A 16466-nucleotide genomic window follows, 5' to 3' on the forward strand; every position below is an offset into this window, starting at 1 on the left:
GACAGCTCCGGGGGGAGGAATACGGGTAAACCGGTACGGGAAAGCCGGGCGCCGACGGCGGCGCCCCGGATTGCGATTGTGGGCTTGAGAGCCCCTTGGGACGGTTATGGGGGCCTGCGCCATAGGATGCAAGCGGCCCGCGCTTCGCAGCGCGGGCCGTGCAGTAAAAACGCTTCGGAATCAGCCGGTTACAGACTGATATGCGACGTCCACAGGGAACGTCGCCAGGGGCCGCGTTCAGTCCGCGGCGGCGACCTTGGGCGCGGCGGCCGGCGGGGTCTGGTAGATCAGGTAGGGCTCGGTCTTGTGATCGATCACCGACTCGTCCACCACCACCTTGCTGACGTTCTCCAGCGAAGGCAGCTCGTACATCGTGTCCAGCAGCACCGACTCGACGATGGTGCGCAGTCCGCGCGCGCCGGTCTTGCGCTTGAGCGCCTTGCGCGCGATCGCGGCCAGGGCGTCCGGACGGAACTCGAGCTCGACGTTCTCCATCTCGAACAGCTTCTTGAACTGCTTGGTGATGGCGTTCTTGGGCTCGGTCAGGATCGTGATCAGGGCCTGCTCGTCGAGTTCTTCCAGGGTCGCGACCACCGGCAGGCGGCCGACGAACTCGGGGATCAGGCCGAACTTGATCAGATCCTCGGGCTCGACCTCGGCCAGGATCTTGCCGACCTCGACCTTGCGCTCGCTGCTCTTGACCTTGGCGCCGAAGCCGATGCCGCCGGCCTCGGTGCTGCGCTGCTGGATGATCTTGTCCAGACCGGCGAACGCGCCGCCGACCACGAACAGGATGTTGCGGGTATCGACCTGCAGGAACTCCTGCTGCGGGTGCTTGCGGCCGCCCTGCGGCGGCACGCTGGCGACCGTGCCTTCGATCAGCTTCAGCAGCGCCTGCTGCACGCCCTCGCCCGACACGTCGCGGGTGATCGAGGGGTTGTCGCTCTTGCGCGAGATCTTGTCGATCTCGTCGATGTAGACGATGCCCTGCTGCGCCTTCTCGACGTCGTAGTCGCACTTCTGCAGCAGCTTCTGGATGATGTTCTCGACGTCCTCGCCCACGTAACCGGCTTCGGTCAGCGTGGTCGCATCGGCGATCGTGAACGGCACATTGAGCAGGCGCGCCAGGGTCTCGGCCAACAGGGTCTTGCCCGAACCGGTCGGACCGACCAGCAGGATGTTGGACTTGGCGAGCTCGACGTCGTCGTTCTTCTGACGGCTCTCGATGCGCTTGTAATGGTTGTACACGGCGACCGCGAGCGTGCGCTTGGCGCGCAGCTGGCCGATCACGTACTGATCCAGCACTTCCAGGATCTCGCGCGGCTTGGGCAGGTGGCTACGCGCCGACTGCGCCTTCTCCTCGAGTTCCTCGCGGATGATGTCGTTGCAGAGCTCGACGCATTCGTCGCAGATGAACACGCTCGGCCCCGCGATCAGCTTGCGGACCTCGTGCTGGCTCTTGCCGCAGAACGAGCAATAGAGAATCTTGCTGCTATCGCCGGTGCTGCGTCCCTGTCGATCGTCGCTCATGCTTTTGCCCAAGTGGTGCGGTGTGCACGGAACGTGCCGCTAAGGGCCATATCCGGATGTACGTAGTGCGCTGTCGGCCCGAGGATAACACAGCGCTCCGGCCCGTCTTCGGGCCGGCCGCCGAGTCTGTTCGTCGCCGAAAACAGGTTCCGGATCAACGGCTTGCGCGCCGGTGTCGGAGCCTGGGGATCAGGCCGCCTGGATCGAGTCTTCCGGCCGGCGCTCGAGCACCTGGTCGACCAGACCGTACTCGCGTGCCGCTTCGGCGCTCTTGAAGTTGTCGCGCTCGGTGTCGCGCGCGATCGTCTCGATCGGCTGGCCGGTGTGCTTGGCCAGGACTTCGTTGAGGCGCTGGCGCAGGGCCAGGATCTCGCGCGCCTGGATTTCGATGTCGGTGGCCTGACCCTGCGAGCCGCCGGACGGCTGGTGGATCATGACCCGCGAGTTCGGCAGGGCGTAGCGCTTGCCCTTGGCGCCGGCGGCGAGCAGCAGCGCGCCCATGCTGGCGGCCTGGCCGATGCAGATCGTGCTCACGTCGGGCTTGATGTACTGCATGGTGTCGTAGATCGCCATGCCCGCGGTGACCACGCCGCCCGGCGAGTTGATGTAGAAGCTGATGTCCTTCTCGGGGTTCTCGGCCTCGAGGAACAGCATCTGGGCGACGATGACGTTGGCGACATGGTCGTCGACCCCGCCGACCAGGAAGATCACCCGCTCCTTGAGCAGGCGCGAATAGATGTCGTACGCACGCTCGCCGCGGCTGGTCTGTTCGACCACCATCGGAACGAGGTTCAGGGCTTGGATTCGGTTGTCCATCTCGACGGCACCTATGGCTGACGTTGAATGCTTTGCAGAGCCTTCGGCGGTACCGAAGGTTCCCGGTTAAGCCCAACTTGGGGCCTGTCGGGCCTCTACGCAAGGGCGTCCCGCGGTTCGGGACGCCTGCCTGGCGCGCTCGCTTCCTGCGGGATCGTCGCCCCGACGGTTACTGGCGGATCGCTTCGCTGAACGACAACGGCTGCTCGGTGTGCTGGGCGCGCTCGGCGATCCAGTCGATCACCTGCTCTTCCATCACCCGGCCCTGCAGGCTGTTCATCAGCTGCGGGTCGTTGCGGTACAGCTCGATCACCTGCTGCGGCTCCTCGTAGGTCGAGGCGATCAGCTTCAGGGTCTCGTTGAGGCGGCGCGGGTCCAGCATCAGCTGGTTGCGGCGCGCGATCTCGCCGACCAGCAGGCCGACCAACACGCGCTTGCGGGCGCTGTCCATGAAGGTCAGGTAGGCGTCGGCCGGGGCTTCGATGTTGCGGCCCTGGCGGCGCGCCTGCTCGACGGTCTGACGGGCCATGTCGCGGGCCTCGCCTTCGACCAGCTTCGGCGGCATTTCGACGCTCTGGTAGGCGGCGATCAACTGCTCGCCTACTTCGCGGCGCAGACGGGTCATCAGCGCACCCTTGAGCTCGCGCTCCAGGTTGCTGCGGATGTCGGAGCGGAACTGCTCGACGTCGCCGCTCTTGATGCCGAAGCTCTTGATGAAGGCGGCATCGACGTCCGGCAGCACCGGCTCGGACACCTGGGTGGCCTTGAGATGCACTTCGACGGTGCGGCCGGCGAACTGCGGCACGCGCCAATCGGTCGGGAAGTCGATCGCGGCGATCTTCTCGTCGCCGGCCTTGAGGCCGACCAGCGCGTCCTCGATGGCGCCGAACATCGCGCCCGAGCCGATCACGGTCGCGCCGCGCTCGACGCCTTCGGCGGGAATGCGCTCGTCGCCGATCTGCGACCAGGTCTCGATCTCGACCGCGTCGCCGGCGGCGGCCGCGCGCTCGACCGGGTTCCAGGTGCGGCGCTGCAGGCGCAGATTCTCGATCATCGCCTCGATGTCGGCGTCCGCGACGTCCGCGGTGTGGCGCACGACATTGAGCTTGGCGACGTCGATGTCGCCGAAGTCCGGCACCACTTCGAAGGTGGCGACATAGGCCAGCTCACCGCCCTCGGCGGCCGCCGGCTCGATCATCGGGTTGCCCGCGATCTGCAGCGACTCCTGGCGCACGGCATTGCTGAAGCCTTCGCGCAGCAGGCCGTCGAGCACTTCGGCGCGGACCTGCTCGCCGAAACGCTGCTCGATCACCTTGGCCGGCACCTTGCCGGGACGGAAACCCTTGATCTTGGCGCCGCGCGCGATTTCGCGCAGGCGACCGCCGACCTGGCTCTCGAGGCGATCCGCCGGGAGACTGAAGGTCAGACGGCGTTCCAGATTACCCAGCGATTCGACCGAAACTTGCATATCCACTCCTGCTACCGCGACGGCCCGTCGCGGCACGATGTTGAAGACCTGTCCGACCGCCGGCCGGGCCAGCGCCCTCCAGCGGAACTTACTAGTTTCGCCGATTACGGGCCGCGCTGCCAGCCGGTCGGGCCGGCGTCCCGAATTCCGGGCTCAGGCGCGACCGCCCCGCTCCGGGCTCAGCGCAGGATCCGGCGGAAGGTCAGGTTCAGCCTCGGGCCGCAGGGCCGGGACAGCTTGGCGATGCCGTGCAGCCAGTGGCGCTGGGTGTCGCCGCGCATCAGCAGCAGGCAGCCTGAATCCAGCGGAATCCGCACGGGCGGGGTGACGCTGGGGGCAGCCCCGCGCGCGACCCTGCGCTTCATCACGAACACCCGCCGCTCGCCCAGGCTGAGCGAGGCGATGGTCGGGCGCGGCCCGAGTTCGGGCTCGTCGTCGCTGTGGAAACCCATGCCGTCGCGGTGGTCGCGGTAGTAATTGAGCAGGACGCTGTTGAAAACCGCGCCGCTGGCCCGCTCCACCCGTCTCTTCAGGTCGGCCAGCAGCGGCGTCCACGGGCGCGGCTGCAGGTGCAGGCCGGAGTAGGTGTAGGCGGCATTGGCATCGCCGTACCACGCGCTCAGGCGCGGCTGCGCGACCTCGCGCCCGAACACCACGATCCGCTCGGCGCGCCAGGGCACCTGTTCGATCAGCTCGGCCAGGATCTCGGCGTCGGGCCGGCCCAGGTCCAGATGCGCCAGCCGCGACACATCGGCGCCGTCCATCGCCAGGGTTTCGAAGGTCTCGGACGGGGCGAACAGGTCCTGCATGCGCGTTGGGCGCTCCTCGTAGCCGGCGCCGGGGCTGGTGCGAAAGGCGGGACTCGAACCCGCACGGGGGTTACCCGCTGGAACCTAAATCCAGTGCGTCTACCAATTCCGCCACTTTCGCGTTCGCGCCGCCCCGCAACGCGGGCCGGGCATTCTAGGCGCGCAACGCGGGCGCGCGCAAAGGGCGATGGCGCGAGCGCCTGCGCGCGGCCGCAACCGGCTGCGCGGGCGAACACGCGCCTGTGGACCGGCCGCCGCCGCGACCGCTAGTCCGCGGCTTGCACGGTAGCGGTATTGCCGGCCGCCGTTCCGTGCACTTCGTCGATCGCCGCGACCTTGCCGTCCTTGATCGTGATCAGCGTGGTCTTGCCGTCGCGGAAATATTCGAAGCGCTCACCGACTTCGGCGCCGTGCTTGTTCTCGATCTTTTTGATCCGGCTCGGCGCGCCGGCAACCTGATAGACCTGCCCCACGCCGTCGCCGAGCACGATGACGCGGTTGCCGAAGGCGACCGAATCGCTGGCCCAGGCGGGCGCTGCCAGCACCAGGCCCAAGGCGAGCCCCCATCCCAAGTTACGCATGAGCGACCTCCTCGTCCGTGGATACGCTCCAAAGTACGGTCCGCGTCCCAGCGCAGGCTTAACCGATTCGGGAAATGCGCCGAACCGGTGGAGCGATCGCCCTCGCCGGGCGGAACGATGCATACCGCGTTCTAAGCGCGGGCGACACGTTCAGCGGCTGACGAACACCGCGATACGGTCGCTGCGCGGCAGTGCGTCGCCGTCGAGCCATGGCTCGGCGGCGACCACCGAGGTACATGGGCCCAGGGTGCAGACACGGATCGTGCGCCCTCTCGCCTGCTGCGCCAGCGCATCCAACACTTGCCGCAGGATCGCGCCGGTGAACGGCGTGTACAGGTAATAGACGTTGCCGGCGTCCAGGCCGGCCTCGCGCGCATCCGTGCAGGCGAAGCTGGCGCGGCCCAGGCCGAGTTCGGCGGCGCAGGCGCGCGCACTGGCGACGTAGGCCGGCTCGATCTCGATGCCGTGGGCGTGCGCGCCGGTGCAGGCGGCGACCAGCAGCGGCACATGGCCGAGGCCGGCACCGAGGTCGATCAGCACGTCGTCGGCATCCAGCGACAATCGCCGCAGCAGGTCGAAGGCGTGCCGTGCCGGCGTCGGCTGGTAGAACACCATCTCCTCGCCGAGCGCGCCCACGTCGTCGCCGGGCGCTGGCAGGCGCAGTACGCCGCTGACGAGTTCGTCGAGGTGATCGTAATGCTCGCCCGTGGCCGCCTCGCCGGTTTGCCTGGCCCACTGCAACAACCGCGTGCCGCTGCGGCGGATGTCCTCGCGCAGCTCGTCATAAAAAGCCTGGTCCAGGGCCTCCAGCCGGGCGCGCAGCCCCCGCGCGCGGGCCTGCTCGCTCCCGCCCCCCAGATCGTAGGCGGCGAAATCCAGCGCCCGCTCCAGGCGATCCAGCGCCTGCGAGCGCTCGCGCAGCCGCAGCGGCTCCAGCAGCGCCGAGTCCGCTTCCAGTATGTCGAGCAGGCCTTTCAGGGCGGTCATGGGATCGGTCGGCGTGGCGTCGGGAAACCGCCGAATGGTAGCCGCTGCCGCAATGTCCGGATCGGCGTATGGACGCCCGCTGCGGCCGCGCGAGCCGGCCCTGAGACGGCATCGGCAAAGGCAGGCGCCGCATCCGCCCTCGCGGCCCGATCGCGGGGCCGGAGCAGACGCGGCCTGAATCCCGGGCCACCCGCGCGCCGGAAGTCGGCAGCACCCGGCATCCCCGCTGCCTGTAAACTGGCCGTTTTTTGGCCATTCGTATTTTGGAAGCTTCACAACGGACGCTGGTCCGTGGTCCGACGTTCATCCGCCTGCTCGCCCGTCTTACCGATATCGACGTTCCACCGCCCCAGCCGTCGCTGTCGGACCGGTTGAGCGATTGGATCGACTGGACCCGGGCCGTGGCCTTGTCCCGGGTCCTGGACGGCAGGCCGCCGGCGGTAGAACCGGGCGGACCGGTCTTCGACGGCACGGAAGAGTCCGCGTACGCCGCTACGCGTGCCTCGCTGGGCAGCGCGATCGCCGCCTGCCTGGAACTGCCCGCCCCCACCCAGGCCGACGCCGAACCCGCGCAAGCCGACTACGCGGTTTTCCAGCAGCATTACCTCGCCACGCAGCGGGCGATGCTGACGGCGACCGGCCGGCTGCGCGGACGGCTGCGCGACCTGCTCGTCGGCCTGTCGGCGGACACCGCCCGGCTCGCCGAGCTGGACGCGCTGATGGAAGCGGTGCTGAGCCCGCGCGAGCAGGCCTTGCTGGCGGCGGTCCCGGCCTTGCTCGGCGCGCATTTCGAACGCTTGCGCCTGGCCGCTCAGGCGGCCGCGGACGGCACGCCCGGCGCGGCGGCCGATGCCTGGCTGAACGTATTTCGCAAGGACATGCAGGGCGTGTTGCTCGCCGAACTGGATGTGCGTTTTTTACCGCTGGAAGCCCTGCTCGCGGCGCTTCGCAGCCACTCATTGGTGCCTGATGTTCAGACTGCTTGATCTTGTTGTCTTCCTGCTCGGCCTGACCGCGGTGTGCTGGATCGGCGCCGGCTATCTGGTCTCGAACCCGCTGGGCCTGGCCGTCACCCTGCTGATCGGCGCCGGTTATCTGGCCGGAGGATTGGAACTGTTGCGCTACCGCCAGGCCACGGCCACGCTGGAGCGCGGTCTCGGCGAGCTGTCGGCGGCGCCGTCCAGCCTGGAGGACTGGCTCGCCCAGCTGGATCCTTCCCTGCGCAATGCGACGCGCCAGCGCATCGAAGGCCAGCGCGTGGCGCTGCCGGGGCCGGCGCTGACGCCCTACCTGGTCGGCCTGCTGGTGCTGCTGGGCATGCTGGGCACGCTGCTGGGCATGATGGCCATGCTCAGGGGCACCGGACTGGCGCTGGAAACCGCGACCGACCTGCAGGCGATCCGCGACTCCCTGGCCGCACCGGTGAAGGGGCTCGGATTCGCCTTCGGCACCTCGATCGCGGGTGTCGCGACCTCGGCGATGCTGGGCCTGCTGGCCGCGCTGTGCAGGCGCGAGCGGCTGCGGGCGGTGCAGTGGCTGGACGCGAAGATCGCGACCAGCCTGCGCGGCCATTCGCAAACCCATCGACGCGAGGAAAGCTTCAGGCTGCTGCAACTGCAGACCGAGCTGATGCCCGCGCTGATCGACCGCCTGCAGACGATGATGGCGACGATCGAACAGCAAAGCCTGGCCACCAACGAGCGCCAGATCGCCAGCCAGGCGGCCTTCCACGACAGGACCCAGGCCGTGTTCGCGCAACTGGCGTCCTCTGTGGAGCAGTCGTTGCAGAAGAGCGTCTCCGACAGCGTCCGCGTCGCCAGCGAAGCCTTGCAACCGGTCATGGAGACGACGATGGCGGCCATGGCGCGCGAGACCACCGCGCTGCACGGCACGGTCCACCAGGCCGTGGAGCGGCAACTGCAGGGCTTGTCAGCCGGATTCGAAACCGCCGCCGCCAACGTCGCGGGCATCTGGAACCAGTCGCTGGCCGAACAGCAGCGAACCAACGAAACCCTCAACCGCGAACTGCGCGACGCGCTGGATCAATTCGGCGCCAGCTTCGAGCAGCGCTCGACCGGCCTGCTGGACAGCGTCGGCGCCCGCCTCGACACCACCGCAAGCGCCGTGACGCAGGCCTGGACCCAGGCGCTGGCGCAGCAGCAGGACGTCAACGCGGCCCTGTCCACCCACAACCAGGAAGCGCTGGCCGCGGCGGCCGCTACGTTCGCGCAGCACTCGGCTTCGTTGCTGCGCAGCATCGATCAGTCTCATGGCGAGTTGCGGACGGCGCTGGCCGCTCAGGATCAACAGCGCCTGACCGCCTGGACCGAATCCCTGGCGTCGATGAGCAGCGCCCTGCGCGAGGACTGGGCGCAGGCCGGCATCGACACGGCGAGCCGCCAGCAAAGCATCTGCGACAGCCTGGCCCGCACCGCGGACGAGATCGGCGCGCGCACGCAGGCGCATGCCAGCGAAACGATCGCCGAGATTTCGCGACTCGTGGACACCGCTTCGGAAGCGCCCAAGGCCGCCGCCGAAGTCATCGCCGAGCTGCGCCAGAACCTGTCCGAGAGCATGGCCCGCGATACCGCGGTGCTGGAAGAACGCACCCAGTTGCTGTCCACGCTGGACACCCTCCTGTCCGCCGTGAATCACGCCTCCACCGAACAGCGCGGCGCCATCGATGCGCTGGTCGCGACTTCGGCGGAGCTGCTCGACCGGGTCGGCACCCGCTTCATGGGCCATATCGAATCCGAAACCGGCAAGCTCGGCGCGGTCGCCCACCAGGTCAGCGTGGGCGCGGTCGAAGTGGCGAGCCTGGGCGAGGCCTTCGGCGCCGCCGTGCGCGTGTTCGGCGACTCGAACGACAAGCTCGCCGACCGCCTGCAGGGCATCGAAGAAGCCTTGCAAAAATCGCTGGTACGCAGCGACGAGCAACTGGCGTACTACGTCGCCCAGGCCCGCGAGGTCATCGACCTGAGCCTGCTCGCGCAGAAGCAGATCGTCGAGGACCTGCAACAGCTGCCCGCTTCGCGTGCGTCGAACGACGCCGCAGCGGCATGAGCACCGACATCAGCAGCGAGGTCGATGGCGGCGCAGATGCCTCGGTTTCCGTTTGGGCCGCGTTCGGCGACCTGATGTCGATCCTGCTCGGCGCGTTCGTGCTGATCCTGGTCGGCGTGATCGCCGTGCAACTGCAGCTGGAGATCAAGCTCAACCAGGAGATCGCGCAGCGCAAGATCGAGACCCAGCGCCGCCTGACCCTGGAGCGTGCGCTGGCCGTGCCCTTGGCGGCGGGCCGGATCACCCTGGTCGACGGGCGCATCGGTATCCGCGGCAGCGTGCTGTTCGCCTTGAATTCCGATCGCTTGCAGCCCGAAGGCCGCGAAGTGCTCAAGAGCCTGGCTGGCCCGCTTGCGGAATATCTGCGCGCACGCGACGAAGCGCTGATGGTGAGCGGCTATACCGACGACCGCCAGGTCAGCGACGGCAACCGCGAGTTCGCCGACAACTGGGAACTCTCCGCCCAGCGCGCCCTGACCGTGACCCGCGCCCTGATCGCCGAAGGCGTGCCCTCGTCCTCGGTATTCGCCGCCGCGTTCGGCGCCGAGCAGCCGGTCGCCGTCAACACCGACGAAGCCGGACGCGCCAGCAACCGGCGCGTGGAGATGGCGCCGGTCCCGCGATTGCAGCGCGCCGCCGCGTCCTCCGATGCGCGATAACCCGGTCCCCGACCACGCGATCCTCGATGCCTGGCGCGAACAAGGCGCCGACCGCATGGATCCCCTCGCCTTCCACTACCTGGTGGCGCTGCGGCGGCGCGCGATCGACCGCGACGGCGATGCCCGGCGCGAGCTGGAGCGCCGCCTGTCCGATCTGATCGCGGCCTATGCCGGCGATCTCGCGCGTACCGCCGCTCATGCTGCCGATGCCAGCCCCATCGGCATGCCCGCTCGCGGAATGCTCGGCGAACTGGCCGACGAACTCGCCGGTCGCGCCGCATCGCGCAACGGCGGCAAGGTCGCCGACGACAACGCCGCTCGCGCCGTGCTTCCGGAACTGGGAATGCTCGACGACTTCCGCAAGATCTGGGCCAGCGTGCGCAGCGACAGTCAGGTCCGACGCTCGCTGGAGGACGCACCCAGCAATGCCGGCCCGCTCAATTCCAGCCGCCTCGTCCACCGCTCGCTCAGCCTGATGCGTGAACTTTCGCCCGGCTATCTGCAGCAGTTCCTGGCCTACGTCGACGCCTTGTCGTGGCTGGAACAGATGAACGAAGGCGGCGTCCTCGCTGCGCAAGAGCCGCCGCAACGCGACAGCGGCAAGCCGCGCACCCGCAAGCCGCGCAAGCGCCGCGAGTAGCGTCGGCGAACGAGCGCCTGCGAGACGCCAGCGGCGCGCCGGCGTTTTCGCAATGCCCGATATCGGCCACAATCGGTCGTTCGCGAGCGCCGCTCGCTCCGCCCAATCCCGCATGCCTGCACTGCCATCCCACAGCGCCTGGACCGGTACCCTGCTGCTCGGCGAGCACGTGGCGGTGCTGCAAGGCCGGGCCGGCGGCAGCCTCCGTCATGCCCATTACGCGCACCAGCTGCTGCTCAGCGAGGGCGCGCCGTGGCAAGTGGAGATCGACGGCGAACGACGCCAGGGCCAGCGCTTGTGGCTGCCGTCGTTCCAGCCGCATGCCGTGCTCGCCGCGCCGGCCGAGGGCTGCACGGTGTTCCTCGAACCCGGCCACGCCGATGTCGAGGCGATAGTCCAGCAACTGCCGCAGTTGCCGGCCCGGCTGCCGGCACTGCGATCGCGGTTGCCCGGCCTGTGCCGGGCGCAAGCCTTGGACCGGCGCCTGCAGGCGGCCATCGCCGAAATCGGCGCACGCCTGCCCGACAGCGTGGCTGCCGCCGATATCGCCCAGGCCGCGCACCTCTCCCCCAGCCAGCTGCATCGGCGCTTCCAGTCCGACCTGGCGGTCAGCCTGCGCGGCTGGGTGCTGTGGCGGCGTTTGCACCAGGCTTTGCTCCACTACCTCGCCGGCGACAACCTGACCGCCAGCGCGCACGCCGCCGGTTTCGCCGACCTGGCGCATCTGTCGCGCAGCTTGCGGCGCATGTTCGGCATCAGCGCCGCGCAGCTGCGCGGCCTGCAGGTGCAGGCCTAGCGCGAGCGCGCCTGCGCGAGCTGCGGCGGCAACGCCGGCACCTCTGCATGCGGCAGCTCGCGAAACGGCGCCAGCAACTGGCCGACATAGTCGCGCGGGTAATCCGGTTGGCTGCCGATGCCCAGGTCGCGCCCGCTCAGGCGATAAGCCGGCGCATCGAAGGCGGTTCCCAGCAGCCGATCCCAGACGGTGAAGAACAGCCCGAAGTTGACGTCGCCGGCGCTGCCGTAGCGCAGGTGATGGAAGCGGTGCAGCGGCGCCCATGCCATCACCCGGCCCAGCCAGCCCGGCCGCATGTCGACATTGGAATGCTGCAACAGCAGTTGGATGGCGATGGCGAAGGCCAACACCGCCGCCAGCGGATACGGCATGCCCAGCACCAGCAATGGCAGCACTCCGCCCACGGCTTCGGTGGCTTGGTGCAGCGGATGCTTCATCAGACCGTTGAAGCCGTACATCCGGCTCACGCTGTGGTGCACGGCATGCAAGCGCCACAGCCAGCCGATGCGATGGCTGGCGTAGTGCATGAGGGTCAGGCCCAGATCGGCGCCGACGATGGCCAACAGCAGTTGCGCGGCGAACGGCCACTGGGTCGGCCAGCACCGCCACGGCATCCATCCTGCGAGCAGCGGGATCAGGCCGATCGACAGCAGGTTCAAGCCTTCGTTGACCAGCACGTGCAAGGCATCGCGGCCGCGATCGCCGTGGTCCCGGTTGAAGCTCCGGTCGTACGGCCAAAGGTGCTCGGCGACGAAGGACAACAGCGCCGCCAGGCCCAGCAACGGCAGCAACCACAGCGCATCGCCGTCGCGGTGGCCGACCCACCACACCGCCGTGCCGACGAAGCCGAACAGGAACAAGGGCGCGTACAGGCGCAGCATCCAGCGTTTCATCTTCGCTCCAGGCGACCGGGGAGCCGGCATGCTGGCGCCCATGCCGCTCGCGTGGCTTGAACAAACCACGCATCCTGCGCGTTGGGACCGTTCTGGCTGGAAGAAGCAGCGCGCCTATCGCGCGGCGGCGGTCGCCGCTTCAGTCGTCCCGACCCAATAGAATCTCGCGCGTCTTCGACAGCGCGCCCTCCCGCCAGGACAACGTCCAGCGGTAACGACCCGGCTCTGGGCAAGGACCTGCCGAGCCGCGATCGAGGGAGCGCTTGCAGATCGGCGAATCGCGCACGACGTCGAAGGTGACCTGGACGCGGTCGCCCACGATCGCCAGCGCGCGCACGTCGCCAGGCACATGCAAGGACGTATCGTCGCCATAGCCGCTTTGCTCGGCGCGTCGCCACAGGTCGGTCATGTAATCGTTGTCGAGACGGCCGGGACGCAAGCGCGGATCGCCCTTGCGCAACGGCGTCATCACCACGACGTCGTTGGTGCAGTCGAAGCTCGCGCCGATGCAGGTCGCGGTGAGCAGATAGACCACTTCGTCCACGCCGTCGCGATCCAGATCCGCGATCTGGACGCGGCTCGCCCGGATATCGTTACGGATATCGTCGCCCGGATGGAACTTGGTCCAGACATTGGCCGCACGCACCGCTCCGCGACTGTCGATGGCGCCGACGCCGCCGCTGAACATCATCGCCAACGCCGCGAACGCCACGACCGCGATTCCTTGCCGCTTACGCATGACCTGCTCCTTGTCCGTCGTCCCAGGATTCTAGAACGGCCGGCCGCTCGCACGGCATCGGCGTAGCGCCCGAATCTCCCGGCCTGGCGCAACGCCCGGACAAAGAAAAAGGCACCCGGACTTGCGTCGCGGGTGCCTTTGAATTGGTGGGCCGTCAAGGATTCGAACCTTGGACCTATTGATTAAGAGTCTTGGCAACTTAGCTCTTAAATCAACGCGTTAGCCAAACAAATATTCCCGATACCGCTCCGCGGAACGCGCTAGAAAATTAGGGTTTCAACCTCATTTTCCCGGCGAACCGAGGGCGCGAAGCCTATCACTTGGCGCACGTTTGATCACCCTCCTCGCTCATGCCATGCCGCCGGTAGGGCACGAGGCCATGTCGGCGCTCCATCTCTCTCAACGCCGCTCTTACAGCGGTTTCATTGGCAGCGGCCCAGCGCGACGCCCACGCGATCGCTCGATCGCGGCTGTGGGTGATGACGTGCGGCTTCGGATCCGCATAGCGACGCACTTCGCTCAACCAGGTCTCCCCGTCGACTCGCCGCCTAACCATGGCGATCTCCATGCCGACCGGTCCGCCAATGCGAAGGACCTGGTCGCCAAAGTCCCTACCCGACACCAGCCATGGGTACCACCGGAAGTCGTCAGGCAGAGGCTTCATGGCGGCGATGGTAGGCCACAGGCGGCGCGTCGCCGTTGCTGACGAAGCTCAACCGAAGAGTCAGCGGCAGGCGGTTCCACACTACTTGTATGCAAATTTTTCGGACGGCCGTCGGAAACGGGTTACAAAGGTAATTGCCCCAGGATTTCGGCCATTTATCCTTGCGATTCAAAGGCTTAAATCCCGTTTTTGAAGGTAACAGTAGGGTAACGAACAGGTAATTAGGTAACCTTTCCAAAGGGTTATATCGGCGTCTCTAGAATCCCTTTCAAATCAGAGGCTTGTGTACCGATAACCTTTTTCGTAACCGCGGTGTTACCTCTACCGGTTACATAAAAAGGCCTTGCATATCAAATAGATATGCCATGGCGAGGCCCAGTCGTTACCCGTTACCAGGTTCCGATGGCCGTCCGAAAAATGCGACCCGCCGGGGCAGCCTCAAGACGCGCAGAGAGCACGGCGTAACCGCTCCCGCCGCCGCAGGGTTCCGCAGGGCCGTCGAGGCCCGGGAAATGCAATTCGCGCCCGCACAGGTAGCGCGGGAAGCCCTGCCGCAGGGGTGCAGGGAAAGAGGGGTACATAGACCGCAGGCGTGGCGGGGGGATGACTGCGCGCGCCAAGGGCCATCCACGTGGGTGATAGCCTCTGCCCAGTCGTGGAACGACAGGGGGACAAATTGGGACTTTTGGAAGACATTCTGGATTGGTCGGGCGGCTTGCCCGCCTGGCAACGCGACGCCCTGCGACGCCTGTTTCTCACTGGCTCTCTAACGCCCAGTGATCAAAGCGAACTCATCGCCCTCGTAAAGGAAGAGCATGGCGGAGCTCCCAAGGCCACCGTGCGCCCAATCCCTCTATCCATGGACCACATTCCCGCGGCGGGGTCTGGCGGAAGCGTTCAATTGCTCAGGCTTGAGAACCTTCAGAGCGTCAACCGGTTTGCGTCCGGCCGGTCAGTGGAGTTCGCCCCCGATCGGCTCAATGTTTTGTTCGGCGAAAACGGGGCAGGTAAGTCGGGATACGCCCGAGTCTTGAGGAACGCCTGTCGCGCTCGGCATCGTCAGCCTGTATTCACCACGCAGCTGGAGTTAGAGACCGACGCGAGCGATGCTTCTGGCGCCTAACGTCTAGGCCGCGCGGCGATTTCAGCATCGGCCCTGAATGAATTGTTAGCGCTCAGCCTGTGTGCCTTGGCAAGGGAACGCATCGCGGAGTGCCATGACGACAAGAAACGTGTCGGGTTGGTGAAGCTCCTTTGGGTTGTCCCGTAAGTACTTGGCAACCACTCTGGCCGCCTGCCCATTGTTGACGCCAGTGGGCGGGACGCAGAAGAGCGCCTTATCTGGAGTGATCTTCTGGTAGATCTGGTTGGTAGTCACGACGCCTTGGACGAGACCGAAGCAGAAGGCGCTACCCTGCACTGTCTCAACATTCTTAAGATTGTCATCGTCCATGTAGCGAACCGCTGCACCGCAATCGCGCAATAGAGTCGTGCCATTTGCATCAGCAGATCGCGCCGGTGCCGAAATGCACATTAAAACCAAGACAATCGCAAAGAATCGCATAGCTCCCCTTAACGCTAACGCCAGAATTGAGCGGAGCCGCGAAGCGGCTTCGGCTTTAATAAATTGTTAGGCCCCACCACTAGAGCCCGGCTTAATCGTTGTCAGGCGAAAGCCCGCGAATGGAGCCCGCCGGCCGCGCTTGCGATGCTGCCCAATTTGGATTCGCAGCTCAGTCAGTACGTTTGCGATTGAGTGCTGCAGACGCTTGCGTGGATCCGTAGTCATGGGTGATTGATCAAAGTTGTAACCGTGAAGCTGGCCGATCATCGACTTTATGTCTGATCGCTCTAGGGAGACTCCCTCCCAATCGTGTGCGAACAGATTGCGGATCTTCCGAGCAACCTCTAGATCGTCATATTGCTCTTTGGTTAGTAGGCCGATCGCAAACGCGGCTTTCATCCTTGTCGCAAGTGTTCCCAAGGGAGCGTTGAATCCCTCTATCAGGTCCTTGGACTGCTTACTGTCTACGAGGTACGTGAGCAATAGCCGTCCTAGAGTGTCCTCGGCGAATGCAGCCAAGGACAGGGCAAGTCCACGATCGTCATGAGCTGATAGAAGATAATTGAACCGATTGAGCAGGTCTAAGTCGGGGTCCCCGGATGGCACCGGCGCATGAGTTGCCAAATCGTCATTGAGGTTTCCGGTCATCTCGGGATCTCGGAATGGGCCTAACGCCTGAATTAAGCCGAGCCGCGAAGCGGCTTCGGCTTGAATGAATTGTTAGGCATCGCGCGGGCGTGTCAACGAAACTACCGAAGCAAAAAGTAGTGGCACGCCAAGTAATCCGCAGAACAATGCTCCAATGATGTAGTTGCTGTCATCCGCTATTTGCATAGCCGAGACGACACAGAAAATAGTTAGCACCAAACCAAGGGCGAGCGGGATTGCGCGGAAGAAGTTCTTAAGGAAGGCTTTCACCGGGACCTCGTCAGTTATTCAAGGCTATTTAGCCGATTCTCGTGATCGTCCGTCTTATCAGACAGGTCGCTAATGGTGCCTTCTGCATCCGAGAGCCGCCCCTGAAGATCTTCCGCTGCGGCGGCAGCATCGGACGTGGTGCTTTCGGCCGCGGCTAAGCGAAGGGACGTTCTCGTGACACCAGATAGAACGGCCGCAAGGATCACTACCGCCAGCACTGTTGCGACCGCGATTTTCTCAGGGGATGACTTCATGGCGCCTCCTGCCTAACGCCTGAATTAAGCCGAGCCGCGAAGCGGCTTCGGCTTGAATGAATTGTTAGGCGCCAAGCGACACCTC

The 16466-nt window shown here is 66.2% G+C and carries 17 protein-coding genes and 1 tRNA gene; 5 read left to right on the forward strand and 13 right to left on the reverse strand.

All coding sequences use genetic code 11. From position 1 onward, the window contains the following. Nucleotides 1-237: 237 nt before the first annotated feature. From clpX to ASE10_RS16185, 7 genes are all read right to left on the reverse strand, one after another. Nucleotides 238-1530 carry an ATP-dependent Clp protease ATP-binding subunit ClpX gene (clpX, locus tag ASE10_RS16155; protein WP_055909590.1) on the reverse strand — a complete coding sequence of 431 codons (1293 nt, stop codon included), beginning with the start codon at nucleotides 1528-1530 and terminating at the stop codon, nucleotides 238-240. A gap of 189 nt (nucleotides 1531-1719) precedes the next feature. Then, a complete protein-coding gene (clpP, locus tag ASE10_RS16160) occupies nucleotides 1720-2346 on the reverse strand; it encodes an ATP-dependent Clp endopeptidase proteolytic subunit ClpP (protein ID WP_055909587.1) in 627 nt (208 codons plus the stop codon). 169 nt (nucleotides 2347-2515) lie between these two features. Next, on the reverse strand, nucleotides 2516-3814 hold the full coding sequence (gene tig, locus ASE10_RS16165) for a trigger factor (protein WP_056305888.1): 1299 nt from the start codon (nucleotides 3812-3814) through the stop codon (nucleotides 2516-2518). Nucleotides 3815-3993: 179 nt separating this feature from the next. Then, nucleotides 3994-4623, reverse strand: coding sequence for an alpha-ketoglutarate-dependent dioxygenase AlkB (locus tag ASE10_RS16170; protein WP_056305712.1), 630 nt, complete (start codon nucleotides 4621-4623; stop codon nucleotides 3994-3996). Nucleotides 4624-4658: 35 nt separating this feature from the next. Further along, nucleotides 4659-4744 (reverse strand) — tRNA-Leu (locus ASE10_RS16175). A 145-nt stretch (nucleotides 4745-4889) separates the two neighbouring features. After that, nucleotides 4890-5177 (reverse strand): hypothetical protein, encoded by a 288-nt coding sequence (locus ASE10_RS16180; RefSeq protein WP_056305713.1) that lies wholly within the window; start codon nucleotides 5175-5177, stop codon nucleotides 4890-4892. Nucleotides 5178-5354: 177 nt separating this feature from the next. Beyond that, a complete protein-coding gene (locus ASE10_RS16185; RefSeq protein ID WP_056305715.1) occupies nucleotides 5355-6191 on the reverse strand; it encodes a methyltransferase domain-containing protein in 837 nt (278 codons plus the stop codon). 248 nt (nucleotides 6192-6439) lie between these two features. On the opposite strand from ASE10_RS16185, the gene ASE10_RS16190 reads away from it, so the two are divergent. From ASE10_RS16190 to ASE10_RS16210, 5 genes are all read left to right on the forward strand, one after another. Beyond that, the gene (locus tag ASE10_RS16190) at nucleotides 6440-7177 is read left to right on the forward strand and encodes a DUF3348 family protein (protein ID WP_157480983.1); all 738 of its coding nucleotides are present in this window, start codon (nucleotides 6440-6442) and stop codon (nucleotides 7175-7177) included. Continuing rightward, the gene (locus ASE10_RS16195) at nucleotides 7161-9254 is read left to right on the forward strand and encodes a DUF802 domain-containing protein (RefSeq protein ID WP_056305721.1); all 2094 of its coding nucleotides are present in this window, start codon (nucleotides 7161-7163) and stop codon (nucleotides 9252-9254) included. The genes ASE10_RS16190 and ASE10_RS16195 overlap by 17 nt, the downstream gene beginning before the upstream one ends. Further along, entirely contained in the window at nucleotides 9251-9913 is a 663-nt protein-coding gene (locus ASE10_RS16200; protein ID WP_082586128.1) for an OmpA family protein, read from the forward strand. The genes ASE10_RS16195 and ASE10_RS16200 overlap by 4 nt, the downstream gene beginning before the upstream one ends. Further along, a complete protein-coding gene (locus ASE10_RS16205) occupies nucleotides 9903-10553 on the forward strand; it encodes a DUF2894 domain-containing protein (RefSeq protein ID WP_056103521.1) in 651 nt (216 codons plus the stop codon). Before ASE10_RS16200 ends, ASE10_RS16205 begins: the two co-directional genes overlap by 11 nt. 112 nt (nucleotides 10554-10665) lie before the next feature. Further along, complete coding sequence (locus ASE10_RS16210) at nucleotides 10666-11349, forward strand: helix-turn-helix domain-containing protein (RefSeq protein ID WP_055909568.1); 684 nt, start codon at nucleotides 10666-10668, stop codon at nucleotides 11347-11349. Here the strand turns inward: ASE10_RS16210 and ASE10_RS16215 are convergent. The 6 genes from ASE10_RS16215 to ASE10_RS20345 form a co-directional block, all read right to left on the reverse strand. Beyond that, a complete protein-coding gene (locus tag ASE10_RS16215) occupies nucleotides 11346-12242 on the reverse strand; it encodes a sterol desaturase family protein (RefSeq protein WP_056305722.1) in 897 nt (298 codons plus the stop codon). The genes ASE10_RS16210 and ASE10_RS16215 overlap by 4 nt on opposite strands. Before the next feature lie 139 nt (nucleotides 12243-12381). Then, a complete protein-coding gene (locus ASE10_RS16220; protein WP_157488365.1) occupies nucleotides 12382-12954 on the reverse strand; it encodes a hypothetical protein in 573 nt (190 codons plus the stop codon). Nucleotides 12955-13297: 343 nt separating this feature from the next. Beyond that, a complete protein-coding gene (locus tag ASE10_RS16225; protein WP_157480984.1) occupies nucleotides 13298-13549 on the reverse strand; it encodes a hypothetical protein in 252 nt (83 codons plus the stop codon). 1264 nt (nucleotides 13550-14813) lie between these two features. Beyond that, a complete protein-coding gene (locus ASE10_RS16230; RefSeq protein WP_343123448.1) occupies nucleotides 14814-15209 on the reverse strand; it encodes a Rap1a/Tai family immunity protein in 396 nt (131 codons plus the stop codon). A gap of 66 nt (nucleotides 15210-15275) precedes the next feature. Beyond that, nucleotides 15276-15857, reverse strand: coding sequence for an MltR family transcriptional regulator (locus ASE10_RS19755; protein WP_082586129.1), 582 nt, complete (start codon nucleotides 15855-15857; stop codon nucleotides 15276-15278). Between the two features lie 284 nt (nucleotides 15858-16141). Continuing rightward, a complete protein-coding gene (locus ASE10_RS20345; protein ID WP_157480985.1) occupies nucleotides 16142-16381 on the reverse strand; it encodes a hypothetical protein in 240 nt (79 codons plus the stop codon). Between the last annotated feature and the right edge of the window lie 85 nt (nucleotides 16382-16466).

Origin of the sequence: Lysobacter sp. Root76 (genome assembly GCF_001428685.1) — a bacterium.
In the GTDB taxonomy this organism is placed as follows: Bacteria; Pseudomonadota; Gammaproteobacteria; order Xanthomonadales; family Xanthomonadaceae; genus Lysobacter.